19 protein-coding genes are annotated in these 20083 nt (G+C 76.1%); 14 read left to right on the forward strand and 5 right to left on the reverse strand.

What is annotated here, in order from left to right:
* Positions 1-6: 6 nt before the first annotated feature.
* Complete coding sequence (locus RCG67_RS01340; protein ID WP_368824488.1) at positions 7-966, reverse strand: AraC family transcriptional regulator; 960 nt, start codon at positions 964-966, stop codon at positions 7-9.
* A 219-nt stretch (positions 967-1185) separates the two neighbouring features.
* Between RCG67_RS01340 and RCG67_RS01345 the strand changes: the two genes are divergently transcribed.
* Complete coding sequence (locus RCG67_RS01345; protein ID WP_368824489.1) at positions 1186-1950, forward strand: Mut7-C RNAse domain-containing protein; 765 nt, start codon at positions 1186-1188, stop codon at positions 1948-1950.
* Between the two features lie 290 nt (positions 1951-2240).
* Positions 2241-3929 carry an ABC-F family ATP-binding cassette domain-containing protein gene (locus RCG67_RS01350; RefSeq protein WP_368824490.1) on the forward strand — a complete coding sequence of 563 codons (1689 nt, stop codon included), beginning with the start codon at positions 2241-2243 and terminating at the stop codon, positions 3927-3929.
* A gap of 16 nt (positions 3930-3945) precedes the next feature.
* On the opposite strand, the gene RCG67_RS01355 is transcribed toward RCG67_RS01350, so the two are convergent.
* Positions 3946-4824 (reverse strand): serine hydrolase, encoded by an 879-nt coding sequence (locus tag RCG67_RS01355; protein ID WP_368824491.1) that lies wholly within the window; start codon positions 4822-4824, stop codon positions 3946-3948.
* Positions 4825-5018: 194 nt separating this feature from the next.
* Here RCG67_RS01355 and RCG67_RS01360 point away from each other — a divergent pair, with 194 nt between their 5' ends.
* From RCG67_RS01360 to RCG67_RS01385, 6 genes are all read left to right on the forward strand, one after another.
* Positions 5019-5303 carry a hypothetical protein gene (locus RCG67_RS01360; RefSeq protein WP_368824492.1) on the forward strand — a complete coding sequence of 95 codons (285 nt, stop codon included), beginning with the start codon at positions 5019-5021 and terminating at the stop codon, positions 5301-5303.
* A gap of 49 nt (positions 5304-5352) precedes the next feature.
* Positions 5353-6033: a YqjF family protein gene (locus RCG67_RS01365; RefSeq protein WP_368824493.1), complete on the forward strand. Its 681-nt coding sequence runs from the start codon at positions 5353-5355 to the stop codon at positions 6031-6033.
* A 237-nt stretch (positions 6034-6270) separates the two neighbouring features.
* A complete protein-coding gene (locus tag RCG67_RS01370; protein WP_368824494.1) occupies positions 6271-6627 on the forward strand; it encodes a hypothetical protein in 357 nt (118 codons plus the stop codon).
* Positions 6628-6836: 209 nt separating this feature from the next.
* Entirely contained in the window at positions 6837-7256 is a 420-nt protein-coding gene (locus RCG67_RS01375; protein ID WP_368824495.1) for a hypothetical protein, read from the forward strand.
* Positions 7257-7569: 313 nt separating this feature from the next.
* A complete protein-coding gene (locus tag RCG67_RS01380) occupies positions 7570-8400 on the forward strand; it encodes an FAD:protein FMN transferase (protein ID WP_368824496.1) in 831 nt (276 codons plus the stop codon).
* Positions 8401-8489: 89 nt separating this feature from the next.
* On the forward strand, positions 8490-11006 hold the full coding sequence (locus RCG67_RS01385) for an excinuclease ABC subunit UvrA (RefSeq protein ID WP_368824714.1): 2517 nt from the start codon (positions 8490-8492) through the stop codon (positions 11004-11006).
* A 212-nt stretch (positions 11007-11218) separates the two neighbouring features.
* Here the strand turns inward: RCG67_RS01385 and RCG67_RS01390 are convergent, their stop codons facing one another.
* The 3 genes from RCG67_RS01390 to RCG67_RS01400 all read right to left on the reverse strand — a co-directional run bounded on the left by RCG67_RS01390 (position 11219) and on the right by RCG67_RS01400 (position 12931).
* Positions 11219-11425, reverse strand: a complete 207-nt coding sequence (locus RCG67_RS01390; protein WP_058872811.1) for an antitoxin — start codon at positions 11423-11425, stop codon at positions 11219-11221.
* 160 nt (positions 11426-11585) lie between these two features.
* Complete coding sequence (locus tag RCG67_RS01395; RefSeq protein ID WP_368824497.1) at positions 11586-12077, reverse strand: nucleoside deaminase; 492 nt, start codon at positions 12075-12077, stop codon at positions 11586-11588.
* Between the two features lie 134 nt (positions 12078-12211).
* Positions 12212-12931: a FadR/GntR family transcriptional regulator gene (locus RCG67_RS01400; RefSeq protein WP_368824498.1), complete on the reverse strand. Its 720-nt coding sequence runs from the start codon at positions 12929-12931 to the stop codon at positions 12212-12214.
* Positions 12932-13070: 139 nt separating this feature from the next.
* Here RCG67_RS01400 and RCG67_RS01405 point away from each other — a divergent pair, with 139 nt between their 5' ends.
* The 6 genes from RCG67_RS01405 (at position 13071) to RCG67_RS01430 (ending at position 19976) form a co-directional block, all read left to right on the forward strand.
* On the forward strand, positions 13071-14450 hold the full coding sequence (locus RCG67_RS01405; RefSeq protein WP_368824499.1) for a GntP family permease: 1380 nt from the start codon (positions 13071-13073) through the stop codon (positions 14448-14450).
* A gap of 7 nt (positions 14451-14457) precedes the next feature.
* Positions 14458-15225 (forward strand): glucose 1-dehydrogenase, encoded by a 768-nt coding sequence (locus tag RCG67_RS01410; RefSeq protein ID WP_368824500.1) that lies wholly within the window; start codon positions 14458-14460, stop codon positions 15223-15225.
* A gap of 131 nt (positions 15226-15356) precedes the next feature.
* Complete coding sequence (locus RCG67_RS01415) at positions 15357-16397, forward strand: zinc-binding dehydrogenase (protein WP_368824501.1); 1041 nt, start codon at positions 15357-15359, stop codon at positions 16395-16397.
* Positions 16397-17944, forward strand: coding sequence for a gluconokinase (locus RCG67_RS01420; protein WP_368824502.1), 1548 nt, complete (start codon positions 16397-16399; stop codon positions 17942-17944). Before RCG67_RS01415 ends, RCG67_RS01420 begins: the two co-directional genes overlap by 1 nt.
* Positions 17945-18144: 200 nt before the next feature.
* Positions 18145-19542 carry an FAD-binding oxidoreductase gene (locus RCG67_RS01425; RefSeq protein WP_368824503.1) on the forward strand — a complete coding sequence of 466 codons (1398 nt, stop codon included), beginning with the start codon at positions 18145-18147 and terminating at the stop codon, positions 19540-19542.
* Between the two features lie 59 nt (positions 19543-19601).
* Positions 19602-19976 (forward strand): antitoxin, encoded by a 375-nt coding sequence (locus tag RCG67_RS01430; protein ID WP_368824504.1) that lies wholly within the window; start codon positions 19602-19604, stop codon positions 19974-19976.
* Positions 19977-20083 lie beyond the last annotated feature (107 nt).

Consider the following 20083-nt stretch of genomic DNA (forward strand, 5'->3'; position numbering starts at 1 on the left):
CGGGGATCAGCTCCGCAGGGTGGTGGCCGGGGCCTGGCCGTACCGCTGCCGGTAGGCCGCGGCGAAGCGTCCGCGGTGGCTGAAGCCCCAGCGCGCGGCGGCCGCCTCCACGGTCGCGCCGGCGACGGGATCGGCGGCCAGCAGCTCGTGGTGGACGGCGTCGAGCCGGGCGCCGCGCAGATAGGCGGTGGGAGTGGTGTCCAGTTCCCGGCGGAAGGCCGCCTGGAGCCCGCGCACGCTCATCCTGGCGGCCGCCGCGATCTCGGCCGGGCCGATGTCGGCGCCCACGTGCTCCTCGATGAAGGCGACCGCCCGCCGCACCCCGGCCGGGGCCGGGCGGGACTGCCCGGCCGGTGCCTCGCCGCGGGTCAGGAAGGAGCCGGGGAAGGTGTGCAGCAGGGCGGTGGTGAGGGAGCGGGCGACCTCGGAACGCAGCAGCGGGCTGCTCATCGCCCGCTCGTCGGGCAGCAGGTCGCGGGTCAGGTGGGAGAGCGTCCCCAGCCAGTACCGGGTCATGGCGGGCGAGACCGGGCGGATCCCCGCGAACGCCAGCCGGAAGGTCTCGTCCCCCAGCAGCTGCCGCGCGTGCTCCTCCACCGCCGCAGGGTCGAGGGACACGGTGATCGCCTCGAGCTCGTCCCACCAGCTGCTGAAGGTGCGCTGGGGGAACAGGAAGGGCCCGGTGCGCGGGAAGCGGTCGCCGGCGCTGGTGGCGCTCAGCGCGCCCGCCGTCACGTGGCACACCCGCAGCACGTCGGCGCCGTCCGTCCTGCCGGCGCACCAGGAGCCCTTGAGCCGCACGCGCTCGTAGGCCACCGGCCCGATGCCGGTCGCGGCCAGCCGCATGTCGAACGCGCCCTCCGGCGACCTGCGCACGCCCCGGATGGCGAAGACCTCGTCGAGCACCGCGATGCCCTCCGCCGGGTCGCGGGTGGTGAACACCGACCGGCGCACCTGGGAGTCCATGCTCCGCAGGCTACGCCCGTGCGCGGACTGAGTCGACAGCCGGCCCCCCGGCCCAGCACCCCGGCACGGCACTCCGGTCCAGCATCCCGGTCCAGCCCCGGAGCGCCGGTTCGTGGCGACAGCGCGGGGCGTCCGCCGCGCTCGGTCACCGCCGGGACCCGGGGCCGTCCCGGGAGCGCGACCGGTGACGGGGGCCGGGGAGTGCGGCATCCTGGGAGAGTGCCGCACCTGGTCCTGGAGGTCGACCCCGCCCTGTGGTTCCTGCTGTCGCCGCGACGCCGGAGCCCGCGCTTCGCCGTGGACGTGCCCGGCACGGACACGGTCGGCCACGTGGTGCGCATGGTCGGCATCCCGCCGACCGAGGTCGGCCCGCTGCGCCTCGACGGGCGTCCCGTGGGACCGGAGGCGCGTCCCACCGCCGCAGCACGGCCCGGCACGGACCCCGTGCTGGAGGTCCGCCCCCGCCGCCGGCCCCAGCCCACCCGGCACACGCCGCCCCGCTTCCTGCTGGACGTCCACCTGCGCCCCCTCGCCCGCCGGCTCCGCCTGCTCGGGCTCGACGCCGCGTGGGAGCCCGACGCCGAGGACGCCCACCTCGTGGCGCGGGCCGCCCGGGAGGAACGGGTGCTGCTGACCGAGGACCGGGGCCTGCTCCACCGCGGCGCCCTGCCCGAGGGCGCCCTCGTGCGCGGCGGGGACGCCGACGCCCAGCTGGCCGACGTCCTGGAGCGCTTCGCCCCGCCCCTGGCGCCGTGGACCCGGTGCCTGCGCTGCGGCGCCCCGCTCGCCGCGGCGAGCGCGGAGGACGTCGCCGACCAGCTGCTGCCGCGCACCCGGCGGGCCTACCGGGAGTTCTCCCGCTGCACCGGCTGCGGCCGGGCGTACTGGCGAGGAGCCCACGCCGGTCGCCTGGACGCCGTCGTCGCCCGGGCCGAGCAGGTGCTGGCCGCGGCCCCGGACGGGCCGGGCGGCCCGCGGCCGTGACCCGGGTGGTGCCGGCGCACCGGGGACCGCCCGGGTGTGCCGGGGTTCCGCGGGCCGCCGGCCCGGATCCGCGCGGAGCGCCGGGGGGCCGTCCGGCCCGGATCCGCGCGGGAACGCCGGAGCTGTTGCCGGTGGGCGGGCGCGGGCGTAGCTTGGTGGCCATGTTCCTGTCCTGACGCCCCTGGCCCGCGCCCGCGGCCGGCACCGTCGATCCGAGCCCCGGTGGGCTTCGCGCGTCCGGTGCCGCACCGGCCCGGCGGGCCTCGTCCCCGCAGCGACAGGACCGCACCGTGACCTCCACCGCCCCTCCGGCGGCGACCGCCGCCCCGCACCGCGCCGACCACCTGCGCCTGGACGGCATCGGCGTCAGCCACCCCGGCCGCCGGGTCCTCACCGACGTGTCGCTGACCGTCACCGCCGGTGAGCGCATCGGCCTGATCGGGGAGAACGGCGCCGGCAAGAGCACCCTGCTGCGCGTGGCCGCCGGCCTCCTGGTGCCCGCCACCGGCACCGTGCACCGGCCCGGGCGCACCGGGCTGCTCCACCAGGAGCTCGATCTTCCCGCCGCGACCGCCCTGGGAGAGGTCGTCGAGCGGGCCGTGGGGGAGGTCCGCGCCCTCGAGCACCGGCTGGCCGGGGCCGCCGCCGCGATCGCCCGGGCGCCCGACGACCCCGCGGCGGCCGACGCCTACGACTCCGCCCTCCGGGACGCCGAGCGCCACGGGCTGTGGACCCTCGACGCCCGCGTCGAGACGGTCCTCGCCGGGCTCGGCCTGGCCCGCCTGCCGAGGGACCGCCCGGTCGGGGAGCTCTCCGGCGGACAGCGCCGCCGGCTCGCGCTCGCGGCCCTGCTGCTGGCCCGCCCCGGGGCGCTGCTGCTCGACGAGCCGACCAACCACCTCGACGACGACGCCGTCGACTTCCTGGCGGGCGAGCTGGCCGGCTGGCGGGGACCGGTGCTCCTGGCCAGCCACGACCGCTGGTTCCTGGACGAGGTGGCCACCGGGCTCGTCGACCTCGACCCCGCCCTGGGGCCCGACGAGTCCGCCGGCGGACCGCCCCGCCAGGGCGCGGCCACCACGGGCGGCTACAGCTCCTACCTCGAGCAGCGGGAGCTCGCCCGCCGCCGCTGGGCCGAGCGCTTCGCCGCCCAGGCACAGGAGCGGGAACGGCTGCGGGAGATCGCCGAGGTCTCCGGCCGGGAGATCTTCCACACCACGGCCCCCAAGTCCGAGGGGCGGATCACCCGGAAGTTCTACAGCGACCGCGCCGCCAAGACCGTCGGCGGCCGGGTGCGCTCGGCCCGGCACCGGCTGGCCGAGCTCGAGCGCACCGCGGTGGGCGCCCCGCCGCAGCCGCTGCGCTTCGCGGGGTTCGCCCGGGACGCGGACCCCCCGCCCGGCACCGGCTCCCCGCTGGTCCGGCTGACGGGGGTGTCGGTCACGGGGCGCCTGGCGCCGACCGACCTCGAGCTGCACGCCGGGGACCGGGTGCTGGTCGAGGGCCCGAACGGCAGCGGCAAGTCGACGCTGCTCGCCGTGCTGGCGGGGGAGCTGCGCCCCGACGGCGGGACCGTGGAGCGGCAGGGCTCCGTCGTCGTCGGCCGCCTGGCCCAGGACGACTCCTGGCCGGACCTCGCGTGCACGGCCGAGGCGGCCTTCCGCGCCCGGCTGCGCGACGCGGACCGCGCCCCGACGCCGGCGGAGCTGGGCCTGCTGCGCGCCGGCGACGCCGCCCGCCCCCTCGGGGAGCTCTCCCCCGGGCAGCGCCGGCGGGTCGCGCTCGCGGCGCTGGTCGCGGAGCCCGCCCCGCTGCTCCTCCTGGACGAGCCGACCAACCACCTGTCGCCGGCCCTGGCCGAGGAGCTCGAGCGGGCCCTGGAGGACTTCCCAGGCACCGTGGTGCTGGCCACGCACGACCGGTGGATCCGGCGGCGCTGGCGGGGCCGGACCGTCCCGGTGCGGCCCGGGACGGGCTGAGGGACCCGGTGCCCGGCTACGGCGCCGCCGCCGGCAGCGGGCCCGCGGCGGCGTGCTCGCGCACGGACGCCTCGATCTCCCGGCCGGCCTCCCCGAACCAGGGCGCCGACTCCTCGTAGTCGGACCACCCGTCGGTCAGCACGGCGACGACGTAGTCGTGGCCGCCGAGCTCGAGGATCCCGGCGTCGTGCGAGACGTCCTGCAGCAGGCCGGTCTTGTGCGCGAAGCCGACGTCCGGGGAGAAGCCCGAGGACAGGGCGTAGTCGAGGTGCTGCTCCTCGAGGAAGCCCAGGAGCAGCGCGGTGGAGGGGCCGGAGAGCAGCTCGCCCCGGCGCAGGCGGTCCAGGAGACCGGCGACGTCGGCGGGGGTGGTGGTCATCGCCACGACGTCCTCGGACCCGGTGCCGGGGTCGAACGTCGTGGCCCCGAAGCCCTGCTCGTGCGCGAAGGCCTCGACCTCCTGCCACCCGAGCCGGCGGCCCAGTGCCGCGCCGGAGGCGTTGTCCGACCAGCTGACCATCACGTCGAGGGCCTGCTCGACCGTGAGGCCCAGCTCGGGCAGCGTGTCGGAGAGGGCGAGGGTCCCCCGGTCGACCTCGTCGAGGACCGCGTGGGCGAGGAAGAGCTTGTAGAGGCTCGCGCTCGTGAACGGGCGGTCGGCGTTGCGGGCCGCCACCTCCCCGCCCTCGGGGTCGAGCAGCACGACCCCGAGCTCCCCGGGCACCTCCTCGGCGAGCTCCGCCAGGCGCTGCGCCGGCCCCGCGGGAGCGTCCTCGGCCGTGGGGACGGCCATCGGCACGTCCGCCGTCCCGCCGCAGGCGCCGAGGAGGAGGCCGAGGGCGAAGCCCAGCGCCGCGGTGCGGCCGGTCCGGGTTCCTCGACAGCTTCTGCGCACGGCACGCCTCCTTCCCGGGCAGCGGGACGCGGGCTGACCGCCCCGGCGCACGGCGCCGGTCCCGCCTCCGACGGTACCGGCGCGGACCGGGGTTGCGGCTGAGCATGTTCCGTCAATCGGGACGCCGTCCCTTGTACGGAAGTGGGAAGCGTGCTTACCGTTGAGCATCCATGCAGCACCACGGAGGAGGGGTCATGGCCGCAGCGGCAGACGAGACATGGTGGCGGAGGATGCTGGCGATCGGGTTCCTGTCCTTCGCCGCCCTCGGGCTCGCGGGGTGCGACGAGTCCGGGTCCAGCGGCGGGGAGGGCACGGAGCAGGAGGCCCCCGCGGGTGGCAGCGAGGGCGGCGACGACGAGGGCGGCGAGGACGACGGCGCCGGTGACGACGGCTCCACGCCCGAGGGCGAGGGCCCCACGGAGGGCGAGCATCCCGCGGAACAGGGCCAGGAGGAGGACGAGGAGCAGGACGACGGCTGATCCGGAGGGCCCCTGGCCGGCCGCGCCGGAGCTGCCCCGCCCCTGCTTGATGGACCAGCGCTGGGAGGACGCCGTCTTCCTGCACTGGCGGATCCCCGTGGCCGCGGCGCAGGCGCGCATGCCGCCGGGCGTGCGGGCCGACGTGCTCGACGGCTCCGCCTGGGTGGGCCTCGTGGGGTTCCGCATGCACCGGGTCCGGCTCGGCGCCGCGCTGCCCCTGCCGTGGGCGGGGAGCTTCCCGGAGATCAACGTGCGCCTGTACTCGCGCGAGCCGGACGGCACCCGCGGGGTGGTGTTCCGCTCCCTCGACGCCCCGCGGCTCGCGGTGGTCCTGGGCGCCCGTGCCGCCGGCGTCCCCTACGTCTGGTCGCGCTGCCGGGCCGTCGTCACGGACGGGACGGACCCGGCGTTCGGCTACGACGTCGAACGGCGCCGCGGACGGACGCGGTCCTCGTTCGCCGTGCGCCCGGACCGCGCCGCCCGGGCCGACGACGAGCTGTCGCTGGAGCTCACCGCACGCTTCGGCCTGCACAGCCGGTTCGCCGGCCGGACGGTGCACGTCCCGGTCGCGCACGAGCCCTGGCCGCTGCACCCCGCCACGGCGGTGCACCTCGAGGACGGGCTGGTGGCGGCGGCCGGCCTCGATGTCGGCGGACCGCCCGAGTCGGTGCTGTTCTCGCCGGGCGTCCGCACCCGGATCGGGCGCCCCCGGACGGTGCTCGAGCCGTGAGCCGCCGGGCCGGCCCGTCTCGCGGAGCCGGGCCCTCTGCCGGTGCCAGGCCCTCCGATCCGCCGGTGCCGAGCGCCCGCCAGCCCCACAAGAGTGGGCAGGCCCCGGGGCGTGCGGAAGGTCCAGGATGGGACCAACTCCCGCGGGAGCGGCCGGAGGACCCCGGTCGAGGTCGCTCCCGGAGCCGCTCATCCCCGGGACCGCGCCTCCGGGAGAGCCGGACGCGAAAGGCCCGCCGTGACCACCCCTGCCGTTCCCGAGCTGCCCCAGCTGCCGGAGTTCCCCGGAGGCTCCCCGGCCCCGCCGGCGAGCCCGCGCCCGGCCCGCGTGTTCGAGCCGGCGGCCACGGGCGTCCTGCTCCTGCTGCTCGCGCTGACCCTCGTCCTGGCCGTCCTCGTCCGGGCCGTGCCGGTGGGGCCGCTGATCACGGTGGGGCTCCTGCTGCTGGTGTCCGCCGGCGTGCTCGCGGTGGGCGCCCGGGAGGACGACGATTCCGTCCCGGTCCCGGGGGACCTCCTCGAGGTGCCGGAGACGGCGGGGGCCTACTACTACGACCGGCAGGGCCGCCCGGTGCCCATCGAGGACGCGTTCTGAGCCGCGCCGGCGCCCGCCCGCCGGGGCGCCGGGACCGTGTCCGAAACGTGTCCGTCATCTTCGCCCATGTTGGCCGGTGAGCCCTGACCTGCGCCTACGTTGGTGACGTCGCACCAGACACGGGGTCCGGGGGGTGTTCGGGGGAACGCGCCGCGGGCCGGCACCAGTCGCGAAGCGGTCCTCGCTTCTCCACCGGATGGGACGGAACCATGAGAAGAACCACCAGGGCAGTCACGGCCGCGGCCTTCGCGGCAGGAGTCGGGCTCGTCGCCGCCGCGCCGGCGCAGGCGATGGAGATCTACGACATCAGCAACGCCACGCGGCTCGCCGAGGGGGCTGCCGTCGAGGGCACCTACACGGTGTCCTGCACGGCGGGAACGAACATCTTCGTCTCCCTCAACGTGACCCAGCGGGTCTCCGAGGGGCGGATCGCCAACGGCAGCTACTTCAAGCAGTGGGTCTGCGAGGGCGGCGAGGTCGAGCTGGACTACCAGGCCGTGGCCTTCAACATGGCCTTCGACGAGGGACCGGCCGTGCTCTCCGGGTTCATCCAGGAGTGCCCGGCGGAGTCGCAGGTGTGCGGGCCGGGCACCAACCTGCCGCTGCAGGTCATCGAGATTACCGACTAGCAGGACCACCCCGCGGCCCCGCCCCCTGCGCAGGGGGCGGGGCCGCGGCGCGCCCGGCCCGCCAGTTCTGCCCGAAAGTCCAGTGCCCGCGGGCTCCGCCCGGACCTATAGTCGAAAGCATCGACCGCACACAGCTCCCCCCGCGCCCCCCGCAGCAGCTCGACGACCGCGCCGTCCCCGCCGCCCGCGAAGCGGTCCTCCGCGAGGAGGTCCTCGCGTGCCGGCCGGCGCGGGTCGACGTCGTGAGCGGGGCCGACCCCGCCGTGCAGGGCTACCGCACGGCCTGCCGGGAGCTGCTCGAGAGGGCCGGGCTGTGAGCGCGCCCGCAGTCGAGCTGCGCCGCCCCCGGGGCCGGTCGCACCGGCACCGGGAGCTGATCTGGGGCACCGCCGTGACCGTGGACGTCCGCGCCGGCGCGGAGGGCCTGCCCCCCGAGTCCACGGTGCAGCACGCGCTGGACACGGCCGTGGCCAACATGCGGTGGGTCGACGCCGTCTTCTCCACCTACCGCCCCGACTCGCTCGTGACGGCCCTCCGCTCCGGTCTGCTGGACGAGCACCGGCTCAGCCGCTGGGACGCCGCCCAGGGCGCCCTGCTGGACGTGCTCCAGCGCTGCCGGGAGGGCCGGGACCTGACCGACGGCTGCTTCGACCCGTGGGCCGTGCGCGGCGGCTTCGACCCCTCCGGCTACGTCACGGCGTGGGCCGCGGAGCGGATCGCCGACGACCTGGTCCGCGCCGGGTGCGCCAACGTCTGCGTGGAGGCCGGCGGGGACGTCGTGACCCGCGGCTCCGCCGCCCCCGGGGAGCCCTGGACGGTCGGGATCCGCCATCCCGACGACGCCGGGGCCGTCACGTGGACCGTGCTGCCCGGCGACGGCGCGGTGTCGACCTCCGGCACCTACGAGCGCCCGGCGCACATCGTCGACCCGCGCACCGGCCGGCCCGCCACGGGCGCCCGCTCCGCGACGGTCGTCGGCCCGGACGCACGGCTGGCCGGGGTGCTCGCCACGGCGCTCGTGGTCGCAGGCCGGGAGGGGGCCCGCTGGTTCACCGGCCTGGACGGCTGGTCGGCCTGGGCGGTGGACCCCGCCCCCGCGGACACCGCGTGGTCGGTCGGCCGGGAGCGGCACCGGGCCGGCTGAGTCCGCGCACGGCCCGGCCGGTGGCTAGGGTGGAGGCGGTGAGCACCCACCCCGACACCGCCCCGGCCCCCGACCCCACCCGCACCGGCATGGTCCGGGTCCGCGGGGCCTCCGAGCACAACCTGCGCCACGTGGACGTGGACGTCCCCCGCGACGCGATCGTCGCCTTCACCGGCGTCTCCGGATCGGGGAAGTCCTCCCTGGCCTTCGGCACCATCTACGCCGAGGCGCAGCGGCGCTACCTGGAGTCCGTGGCGCCCTACGCCCGGCGGCTGATCCAGCAGGGGCACAACCCCGCGGTCGAGGGCATCACCGGGCTGCCGCCGGCCGTCGCCCTGCAGCAGCGGCGCGGGGCGCCCAGCTCGCGCTCCACCGTGGGCACCCTCACCACGCTGTCCAACTCGATGCGCATGCTCTACTCCCGCGCGGGCACCTACCCCGCGTCCGCCGCGGGGAGCCTCGACTCGGACGCCTTCTCGCCCAACACCGCCGCCGGCGCGTGCCCGAAGTGCTCCGGCCTGGGCACCGTGCACGACGTCACCGAGTCCTCCCTGGTCCCCGATCCGGCGCTCAGCGTCCGGGACGGGGCGATCGCGGCGTGGCCGGGCGCGTGGCAGGGCAAGAACCTGCGCGACATCCTGAGCCACCTCGGCCACGACGTGGACGTCCCCTGGCGCGAGCTGCCGCGGCAGGAGCGCGACTGGATCCTGTTCACCGAGGAGCAGCCGGTCGTGGAGATCACCCCGCAGCGGGACCGGGTGGCGAAGCCGTACAAGGGCCGGTTCTGGAGCGCCCGCAGCTACGTCCTGCACACCCTCGCGGACTCCGCGAGCCAGCAGATGCGCGAGCGCGTCCTGCAGTACGTGGTCACGGGCCCCTGCCCCGCGTGCGCCGGCAGCGGCCTGCGCCCCGAGGCGCTCGCCGTGACCTTCGCGGGCCGGAGCATCGCCGAGCTCAACGGGGCCTCCCTGGGCGAGCTGGCCGAGGTGGTCCGGCCCACGGCCGCCCTGGAGCACGCCGGCACCGCCTCCCGGGCCGTGTCCTCGGGGGAGTGCAGCGAGGCCGCGGTGACCATCGCCAAGGACCTGCTCGCCCGGCTGCAGGTGCTCCTGGACCTGGGCCTGGGCTACCTGAGCCTGGACCGGTCCACGCCCACGCTCTCCCCGGGGGAGATGCAGCGGCTGCGGATCGCCACCCAGCTGCGCTCCGGGCTCTTCGGCGTGGTCTACGTGCTCGACGAGCCCTCGGCGGGCCTGCACCCGGCCGACGCCGAGCCGCTGCTGGCCGTGCTGGAGGAGCTGAAGGCCTCCGGGAACTCGGTCTTCGTGGTGGAGCACGACATGGCCGTGGTGCGGCGCTCCGACTGGGTCGTGGACGTGGGGCCGCAGGCCGGGGACCGCGGCGGCTCGGTGCTCTACAGCGGGCCCGTCCCCGGTCTGGCCGCGGTGGCGGAGTCCGCCACGCGCCCGTTCCTGTTCCCGGACGGCTCCCCCGACGGGACTCCGGGCGGGACGACGGCGGAGCGCACGCCCCGCCCGGTCGAGCGGCGGCTGCGGCTGCGCGGGGTCACGCGCCACAACCTGGTGGACCTCGACGCGGAGATCCCCCTGGGCGTGCTCACCGCCGTCACCGGGGTCTCCGGCTCGGGCAAGTCCACGCTGGTCAGCCAGGTCCTGGCCGAGACGGTCGGCCGGCACGTGCACGGCGGGTCCGGCGGCGGCACCGGGGCCGCGGCCGAGCCCGCCGTCGAGCCCGTGGCCGGGTCCGCCGCTCCGGCCGCGGCGGCCGGGACGCAGCTGGGCGCGGTCGAGGGCTTGGAGCACCTGGACCGCCTGATCCGCGTGGACCAGCGGCCCATCGGCCGGACCCCGCGCTCCAACCTGGCGACCTACACCGGACTGTTCGACGCGGTCCGCAAGCTCTACGCCGCCACGGACGAGGCGCGGGCCCGCGGCTACGGGGCCGGGCGCTTCTCCTTCAACGTGACCGGCGGCCGCTGCGAGACGTGCCAGGGCGAGGGCTTCCTGGCCGTGGAGCTGCTGTTCCTGCCGGGCACCTACGGCCCCTGCCCCGACTGCCACGGCGCCCGCTACAACCCCGAGACGCTGGAGGTGACCCACCGGGGCCGGAGCATCGCCGACGTCCTGGGCATGCGCGTGGAGACCGCCGCGGAGTTCCTCGCGGACGTCCCGGCCGCCGCGCGCAGCCTGCGCACGCTGCTCGAGGTGGGGCTGGGCTACCTGCGGCTCGGTCAGCCGGCCACCGAGCTCTCGGGCGGCGAGGCGCAGCGGATCAAGCTGGCCACCGAGCTGCAGCGGGCCCGCCGCGGCCACACCCTCTACCTCCTGGACGAGCCGACCACCGGGCTGCACCCGCAGGACGTGCAGCTGCTGCTGCGCCAGCTGAACCGCCTGGTGGACGCCGGCAACACCGTGGTGGTGGTGGAGCACGCCATGGACGTGGTGGCGGCCTCGGACTGGGTGATCGACATGGGCCCGTCCGGCGGCGAGGCCGGCGGGCGGATCGTGTGCGCCGGCACCCCGGCGGACGTGGCGGGCTGCCCGCGCAGCCGGACGGCGCCCTACCTGGCCGCGGCCCTGACCTGAGCCCCGCCCTTCCTCCTCCCGTCCTCCTCCCGTCCGCTTCTCCGGTCCGCTTCCCCGTCCGCGAGATTGCGGCTGTCGGCCACCGGGCACGGCTGCGTCGCCGTCAGCTGCGACCTCGGCGCAGGAGGCGCAGGAGGCGCAGGAGGGGACCCCGGGACGGCGAAGCCCCCGCGCGCCGGACGGCGGGCGGGGGCTGCAGGTACTGCCGGGGATCAGTTCTGCTGGTCCTTCTGGTCCTGCTCGCCGGTGCCGAGGAAGTCCCCGGCCTTCTCCTGGCCCTGGTCCACCTGGCTCTCGTACTTGTTGCCGGTGCGCTCGTCGACGGCGTCGCCGCCCCGGTCGATGCCCTGCTGGACCTTGTCCGGATGCTGGTCCGCAAGGTTCTTCGCCTTGTCCGCGAATCCTCCCATGTCCACCATGTCCGTGTCCTTTCGTCGAACGGGTCCGGCGGGCGCCGCCCACCGGAGCTGTTCCTCCATCCTGGTCCCTGGGCGGGGACTCTGGCCACCCCCGCGCCGAGACTGCGGCTGACGGCGACGCAGCCGTGCCCGGTCGCCGTCAGCCGCAACCTCGCGCGGGTCAGGTGCGGTGGCGCGGGCGGTGCAGCTGCTGGTGGAGCTCCCGCACGGCCGGGGCCAGCTCGGGGCACGGGCCGTCCACCGGCACGCCGGGGGCCACCTGGGAGATCGGCAGGGGCGCGACGGGGGCGGGCGGGACGCCGAGCTCGTGCAGCCACCGGCCGAGCTGCGCCGAGGAGGAGGCGTGCACGATGCGGCCCAGCCCCACCCAGGCGTGGGCGGCCGAGCACATGGGGCAGTGCTCGCCCGAGGTGTAGACGGTGGCCGCGGAGCGCTGCTCCGGGCTCAGGCGGGCGGCCGCCCAGCGGGCGATCTCGAACTCGGGGTGCCGGGTCGCGTCCCCGCCGGCCACCCGGTTGCGGTCCTCGAACAGCACCTCCCCCCGGGCTGAGACGAGCACCGAGCCGAACGGCTCGTCCCCGGCGCCGAGGGCCTCGCGGGCCAGCTCCACGCAGCGTCGCAGGTGTCCGCGGTCGGTCTCCGAGATGCCCATGGATCCACCCTACGGGCCGCAGTGCCGGGCCGCAGTGCCGGGCCGCAGCGCCGGGCCGTCGGCGCCGGGCCGTCGGCGCGCGCCGGCCGGCGGGACGCTGCGCGGTCCCGCCGGCCCGGCACGGGCCCCGCACGTCAGCCGTGCTCGGGCCCGCCGTCCGGGACGTCGACGACCCCTTCGAGCACCTCCACCACCACGGAGCGGGCCCGCGCCTCGGCCTCGGCCGCGTCCCCGGCGGCGACGGCGGCCGCCGTGGCCTCGTGGTCCTCGAGCGCCCCGGGGTCCGGGGAGCGGGGCATGAGCCCCAGCGCGGTGCGCCCGGACAGCACCTCGGCCACGACGTCCTGCAGGGCGGCGAGCATGGGGTTGCCGCTCGCCTCCAGCAGCAGCGCGTGGTAGGCGGTGTCCACCTCCAGGTACTCCGGGTCCGTGCCGCGGCGGGCCTCGCCGAGCTCCCGCAGCCGGGCGGCCAGCTCCACCAGCCGCCGCCGGGTGGTCTCGTCGGCCCGGACCGCCGCCAGGCGCGCGGCCGCCGGCTCGATCGCGGTCCGCAGCTCCGTGAGGCTGCGCAGCTGCTCGTCCCGGCCCGGGCCGGCGAGCCGCCACCGGATCAGCCGGGGGTCGAACGGGTTCCAGTCCCGCGGCGGGCGGACGGTGACGCCCACGCGCCGGCGCGGCTCGAGCATCCCCATCGACTCGAGCACGCGCACCACCTCCCGCACGAGGGTGCGGGACACGCCGAACTCCTCCTCGAGACCCCCGAGGGTCAGGACCGTGCCGGGCGCCCGGGCGCCCGAGGCGATGCTCTCCCCGAGCCGGTCCAGCACCCCGCTGTGCTGCTCCACCCCGTGCATGCCGGCTCCGTCCCCGCGCGACGTGCATTACGCCGCCCCTGTTGCCAAAAGTATGATCTTTCTGTCAGCCTAGCGCGTGTCGTAGATCACGACGAGCACCCACGGCCTGCCCGCAGGCACGAGAGCACGGAGACCCTCAGTGGAAGACTGGACACAGACCCTCGGCACCACACCGCTGCTGCTGATCGCAGCGGCCGCCATCGCCCTCATCCTGGTCCTGGTGATCAGGTTCAAGCTGCACGCGTTCCTCACCCTGATCCTCGTGGCGCTGCTGACGGCGTTCGCCACGGGCATCCCGCCGGGGGTGATCGTGGAGACCGCCGTGGACGCCTTCGGCGGCACCCTCGGCTCCGTGGCCCTGCTCATCGGCCTGGGCGCCATGCTCGGCAAGCTCGTGGAGCACAGCGGCGGCGCCCGGGCCCTCGCCGACAAGCTCGTGGACGTCTTCGGCGAGAAGCGGGCGCCCTTCGGGCTCGGCATCGCCTCCCTGATCATGGGCTTCCCGATCTTCTTCGACGCCGGCCTGGTGGTCATGCTGCCGATCATCTTCGCGGTCGCCCGCCGCGTGAGCGGCAACAACGTGCTCCTCTACGGCATCCCCGCCGCCGGTGCGTTCTCCGTCATGCACGTCTTCGTGCCGCCGCACCCCGGTCCCGTGGCCGCCACCGAGCTCTACGGCGCCGACCTCGGCATGGTCCTGCTGATCGGCGTGCTGCTGGCCTTCCCGCTCTGGTACGTCTCCGCGTACCTGTGGGGAAAGCGCGTGGGCACCAAGTACGTGCTGCCCGTCCCGGGCTTCTTCGGCGACGTCGACGACGACCAGCCGGTCAACCCGCCGAAGGTCGGCACCATCATCGCCCTGCTCCTGCTGCCCCTCGTGCTCATCTTCATGAACACCGGCCTGGACTTCCTCCGCGCCGCCGGCGTGGTCTCCGAGGACGCCCCCTGGTTCCCCGTGCTCTCCATGATCGGGGCGTCCCCGGTGGCCCTGCTGATCTCCGTGCTCGTGGCCCTGTTCGTGCTCGGCGCCCGCCGCGGCGAGCACGGCACCGCCCTGGAGAAGGTCGTCGACTCCTCCCTGGGCCCGGTGGCCTCCGTCATCCTCATCACCGGCGCCGGCGGCATGTTCGGCGGCATCCTCCGGGCCTCCGGCATCGGCGACGCCCTCGAGTCCTCCCTGGACGGCATCGGCCTGCCCGTCATCTTCGCCGCCTACCTCATCGCCGTGGTCCTGCGCCTGGCCCAGGGCTCGGCCACCGTGGCCCTGGTCACCGCCGCCGGCCTCATGGCCCCTGCCGTGGCCGCGGGCGACTTCAACTCCGTGCAGGTCGCGGCCGTCGTGCTGGCCACCGCCGCCGGCTCGGTCTTCGCCGGCCACGTGAACGACTCCGGCTTCTGGCTCGTCGGCCGGCTCATGGGCATGGACGTCAAGACCACGCTGAAGACGTGGACCGTCCAGCAGGCCCTGGAGTCCGTCGTGGGCTTCGCCATCGTCCTCGTCATCTTCTACATCGCCTGAGGTCCCCGTGCGCAACGTCTTCGACATCACCGGCCGGCTCGCCCTCGTCACCGGGTCCTCCCGGGGGCTGGGGCGGGCCCTGGCCACGGGCCTCGCCGAGGCGGGCGCCCGCGTGGTCCTGCACGGGCGCGACGCCGAGGCCCTCGCCCGGGTGCGCGACGAGATCGCCGGCAGCACGGGCACGGACCCGGCCACGGCGGCCTTCGACCTCACCGACGCCGAGGCCGTGCGGACGGGGATCGAGGCGGTCCTGGCCGAGCACGGCGTGCCGGACATCCTGGTGAACAACGCCGGGATCCAGCGCCGCGCCCCCTTCGCCGAGTTCGCGGCCCAGGATTGGGAGGACATCGTCGCGGCGAACCTCTCGAGCGTGTTCCACGTGTCCCGGGCCGTGGTCCCCGGAATGCAGGAGCGCGGCTCGGGCAAGATCGTCAACATCGGTTCCGTGCAGTCGGTGCTCGCCCGGCAGACCATCGCCCCGTACTCGGCCACCAAGGGCGGGGTGGTCATGTTCACCAAGGGGATGGCCGCGGACCTCGCCCGGCACAACATCCAGGTCAACGCGATCTCGCCCGGCTACTTCGCCACGGAGATGAACCAGGCGCTGATCGCGGACGAGGAGTTCAACCGCTGGGTGGTCGAGCGCACCCCGGCCCGGCGCTGGGGACAGGTCGAGGAGCTCGTGGGCACCCTGGTCTACCTGTGCTCGGACGCCTCCAGCTTCGTCTCGGGCCACAACGTCCTGGTCGACGGCGGCATGACCTCCGTCCTCTGACCCGGACCCGCAGCACCGCCCCGCAGCACCGCCCCGCAGGACCGCCCCGCAGGACCGCCCCGCAGGACCGCCCCGCGACACCGCGGCACCGCACCGCAACGGCGCCCCGGGGCGCACCAGGAGGAGAGCTCATGAAGGCCATCGTGATCCACGGCAAGGACGACCTGCGGGTCGAGGACCTGCCCACCCCGCAGCCCGCCGAGGGGCAGGTCCGGCTCCGGATCGCCTACGGCGGGGTGTGCGGGTCGGACCTGCACTACTGGGCCGAGGGCGCCAACGGCGAGTACGTGGTCCGGGAGCCCCTCGTGCCCGGTCACGAGGTCTCCGGCACGGTGGACCTCGACCCCGCCGGCGAGCTCGCCCCGGGCACCCCGGTGACAGTCCACCCCGCCACGTTCGGCACGCCCGAGCCCGGGATCGAGGACCGCCGCCACCTGTGGCCCGGCGGGGCCTACCTGGGCAGCGCCTCCACCCGGCCGCACACCCAGGGCGGGCTGAGCGAGTACCTCCTGGTCCGCCGCGACATGGTCCGGGTGCTCCCGGCGGACCTGCCGCTGCGCCGGGCCGCGCTCGCCGAGCCCCTGGCCGTGGCGCTGCACGGTCTCACCGTGGCCGGGGACGTGACCGGCCGGCGCGTGCTCGTCTCCGGGTCCGGGCCGATCGGGCTGCTCGCCGCCGCCGCGGCCCTGGCCCGCGGCGCGGCCGAGGTCGTGGCCACCGACGTCCTCGAGGGCCCGCTCGAGCGGGCGCGCGCGCTCGGCGTGCACGGCACCGTCCGGGTGGGGGCCGAGCAGGTCCCGGCCGGGGCGTTCGACGTGGTGCTGGAGTGCTCCGGCGTGCCGGCGGCCGTGGGCCCCGCGCTGGTGGGCGCCCGCCGCGGCGGCGTCGTGGTCCAGGTGGGGATGGTGCCGGACGAGGCCCGGCCCGTGAACCTCGCCCCGCTCGTCTCCAAGGAGCTCCAGCTGCGCGGCTCCTTCCGGTTCGACGACGAGATCGACGAGGCGATCGGGCTGCTCGCCGCACGCCCCGGGATCGAGGACGTGGTCACGCACGAGTTCCCCGCCGACCGGGCCGTCGAGGCCTTCGCCACGGCCCGGGACTCCGCGGTCTCCGGCAAGGTCCTGGTGTCCCTGCTCGCCGGGGACCCCCTGGCCGCCGGGGAGGGGCACTGATGCCGGGGCCGGCGGCGACCGGGCACCCGGAGCCCGTGGTGGTGGGCGTCGACATCGGCACCACGAGCACCAAGGCGGTGGCCTTCACGGTGGGCGGGGAGCAGCTCGCCGCCTCCTCCGCCGGCTACCCGCTGGAGGAGCCGCACCCCGGCCACGCCGTGCAGGACCCCCGGCTGATCCTGCAGGCCGTGCAGGACACCGTCCGCGCGGTGGTCGAGGAGGTCGGGGCGGAGCGCGTGGCCGGGCTGTCCTGCAGCGCCGCGATGCACAGCCTGCTGGGCCTCTCGCCCGAGGGGGAGCCCCTCACCCCGCTCGTCACCTGGGCCGACACCCGGGCGAGCGTCCAGGCGGAACGGCTGCGCGCGAGCTCGGGCGGGCTCGCCCTGCACCGGCGCACGGGCACCCCGGTGCACCCGATGTCCCCGCTGCCCAAGCTCGTGTGGTTCCACGACCAGGAGCCCAAGCTCTGCGAGCGCGTCGCGTTCTGGGCCGGCATCAAGGAGTACGTGCTGCTGCGGCTGTGCAACGCGCTCGTGACGGACCACTCGGTGGCCTCGGCCACCGGGCTCATGAACATCCACGAGCTCGCCTGGGACGGCGAGGCCCTCGCCCTCGCCGGGATCCTGCCCGAGCAGCTGCCCGAGCTCGTGCCCACCACCCACGTGCTGCCCGGGCTCACGGACCAGGGCGCCCGGGCCACCGGGCTTCCCGCGACCACGCCGGTGGTGGTCGGGGCCAGCGACGGGCCGCTGGCCAACCTGGGGCTGGGCGCGGTCCGGCCCGGGGTCGCCGCCTGCTCGATCGGCACGAGCGGCGCGCTGCGCGTCGTCGTCGACCGTCCCGTGGTGGACCCGCTGGGACGGGTCTTCTGCTACGCCCTGACCCCGGGGCGCTGGGTGGTCGGCGGGGCGATCAACAACGGCGGCGTGGTCCTGGGCTGGGCCGGGGACGCCCTCGCCCCGGACCTGGGGGAGGAGCCGGAGGAGGAGCTGCTCGAGCTCGCGGCGAGCGTGCCGGCCGGGTCCGGGGGCCTGCTCATGCTGCCCTACCTGCTGAGCGAGCGCGCCCCGCACTGGAGCTCCCTGCCCAAGGGCGCCTACGTGGGGCTGACCCGCGCCCACCGCCGCGAGCACCTGGTGCGCGCCGCCCTGGAGGGCGTGTGCCAGCAGCTCGGGCTGGTCCTGCAGTCGATGCGCTCGGCCGGTCTGACCGTCGAGCAGATCCGCGCCACCGGCGGCTTCGCCCGCAGCCCGCTGTGGCGGCAGCTGCTCGCCGACGTCCTCGGCACGGACATCTCCTTCGCCTCGGGGCACGAGGGCTCCGGGTTCGGCGCCGCGTTGCTCGGGATGCAGGCGCTCGGGCTGATCGAGTCCGTCGACGTGGCCGCGGACCTGGTGGAGGTGCAGTCCACCGTGCGCCCGGATCCGGCCGACGCGGCGGTGCACGCGTCCCTGCAGCCGGTGTTCGAGCAGCTCTACGAAGCCCTCGTGCCCACGTTCGCGTCCCTGCGCCGGCTGGCGCCCTCCTTGCCGCTCGAGCGCGACTGACCCCTCCGGCGGCCCCGCGGCGGTCCGGTGCACCCCCGGTCCAGTGCACCGGTCCGGCGCTCGGTCCGGTGCCCGTTCCGGGGGTGCACCGGAGCGTCCGCGTGGGAGAATGGTCGTGTTCTGTGGCGCTGCGGGACCGTCCGGCCCCGCACCGCGGATCGTCGGCGCCGAGGGGGACCGCCATGATCACGAGAAGGGACGTGGAAGAACTCCACCGCCAGGTCCGCGGCCCGGTCCTGCTGCCCGACGACGACGGCTTCGCGCAGGAGGCCGCCGGCTTCAACCTGGCCGGCGTCCACCACCCGGACGTGGTGGTCGGCGTGGCCGACGCCGCCGACGTGGTGGCCGCGATGCGGTGGGCCGCCGCCCACCACGAGCCCGTGGGGGTCCAGTCCACGGGCCACGGCGCGGACCAGCCCATGCAGGGCGGGCTGCTCGTGACGACGCACCGGATGCAGGAGCTCGAGGTCGACCCCCGCCGCCGGACGGCACGGATCGGCGCCGGCGTGCGGTGGCGCCGGGTGATCGACGCGGTCGCGCCCCACGGGCTCGCGGTCCTCAACGGCTCGGCCAGCGACGCCGGGGCGGTGGGCTACACCCTGGGCGGAGGGCTGCCGGTGCTCGGGCGGGTCTTCGGGTTCGCCGCCGACCACCTCCTGGGCCTCGACGTGGTCACCCCCGACGGTCGGTTGCGCCACGTGGACGCCCGGCACGAGCCGGAGCTGTTCGCCCTGCTGCGCGGGGGCAAGGGCAACCTGGGCCTCGTCACCGCCATGACCCTCGACCTGGTCCCGCTGGAGGACCTCTACGGAGGCGGCATCTTCTACTCCGGCACCGACGCCCAGGAGGTGCTCAGCGCGTTCAGCCGGTGGGCGCCCACCCTGCCCGAGCACGCCTCGACGTCCGTGGCCCTGCGCTGGATGCCGCACGACCCGACCGTCCCCGAGCAGCTGCACCAGCGGATGCTCGTGCACCTGCGCTTCTGCTGGGTGGGCCCGGCGGACGAGGGGGCCCGTGTCCTCGCGCCGATGCGGGAGATCGCACGACCGGTCCTGGACCTCGTGGGCCCCATGGACTACCGGGACATCGACCAGGTGCACATGGACGCCACCGAGCCGGGGCTCTACGTGCTCACGGGCGAGTTCCTGCGGGAGTTCGACGCCGCCGCGGTCATGACGCTGCTGCAGCGCGCGGGCCCCGGCAGCCGGTGCCCGCTCCCGGAGGTGGGGATCCGCCTCATGGGCGGAGCGTTCGCCCGGACGGACGGCACCCAGGACGCCGTCTCGGGACGGGACGCGGCGTTCTTCCTGGAGCTCATCGGCTGGCTCGCGCCCCACGTGGCCGAGGCGACGCCCCGGGCGCTGGCCGAGATCCTGCAGGCCATGGCCCCGTGGTCCACGGGGCGGGCGTTCGTGAACATGCACGGGGTCCCGGGCGGGGAGCGCGAGCACGCCCGGGCGTGGTCCGAGGAGGTCTACGCCCGCCTGGTCCGGGCCAAGGCCCTCTACGACCCGGACAACCTGCTGCGCTTCCAGCACGTGGTGGGGCAGGAGCGCGCGGGTCCCGGCACTGGCCAGCCGGCGGACAGCTCCGCATGATGGACTCGTGGCAGCACCGCCGCGGCACCGCGCGGTGACCTCTCTCGGAAGGAGACGTGATGGTGAACTTCAAGGGGCTCACGGCCAAGGCCAAGCAGCTCGCCCAGCGCAACCCGGACAAGGTCGACAAGGTCCTCGACCAGGCCGGCAACTTCGTGGACAAGCGCACCGGGCGCAAGTACGAGCGCCACGTGGACACGGTCCAGCAGAAGGCGCGCCAGTTCCTCGGCGGCAACCGCACCCCCGGAGACCGGGCGGCCGGAGGCACGGTTCCGGGCGACCGGACGCAGGGCGACCGGGCTCCGGACGGACCCGCTCAGGGCGGCCCGGCCGCCGGCGGGCGCCCGGACGGGCAGCCGGGCGCGCCGGGGGCGGCGGACCGTCCCGGCGACGTGCCCGGCACCGGGGGACCGGACCGGGGCCCCCGCTCCTGAGCGGGTCCCCGGGCCGCACCGGACCCCGCCCGCCGTGCGCTCGCAGCACGGCGGGCGGGGTCCGTCGTCCCGGAGGGTGGCCACGACCGTGGCGGTCCGCCGGGGAC

It is taken from the genome of Kocuria cellulosilytica (assembly GCF_040981245.1).
Classification (GTDB): domain Bacteria; phylum Actinomycetota; class Actinomycetes; order Actinomycetales; family Micrococcaceae; genus Kocuria; species Kocuria cellulosilytica.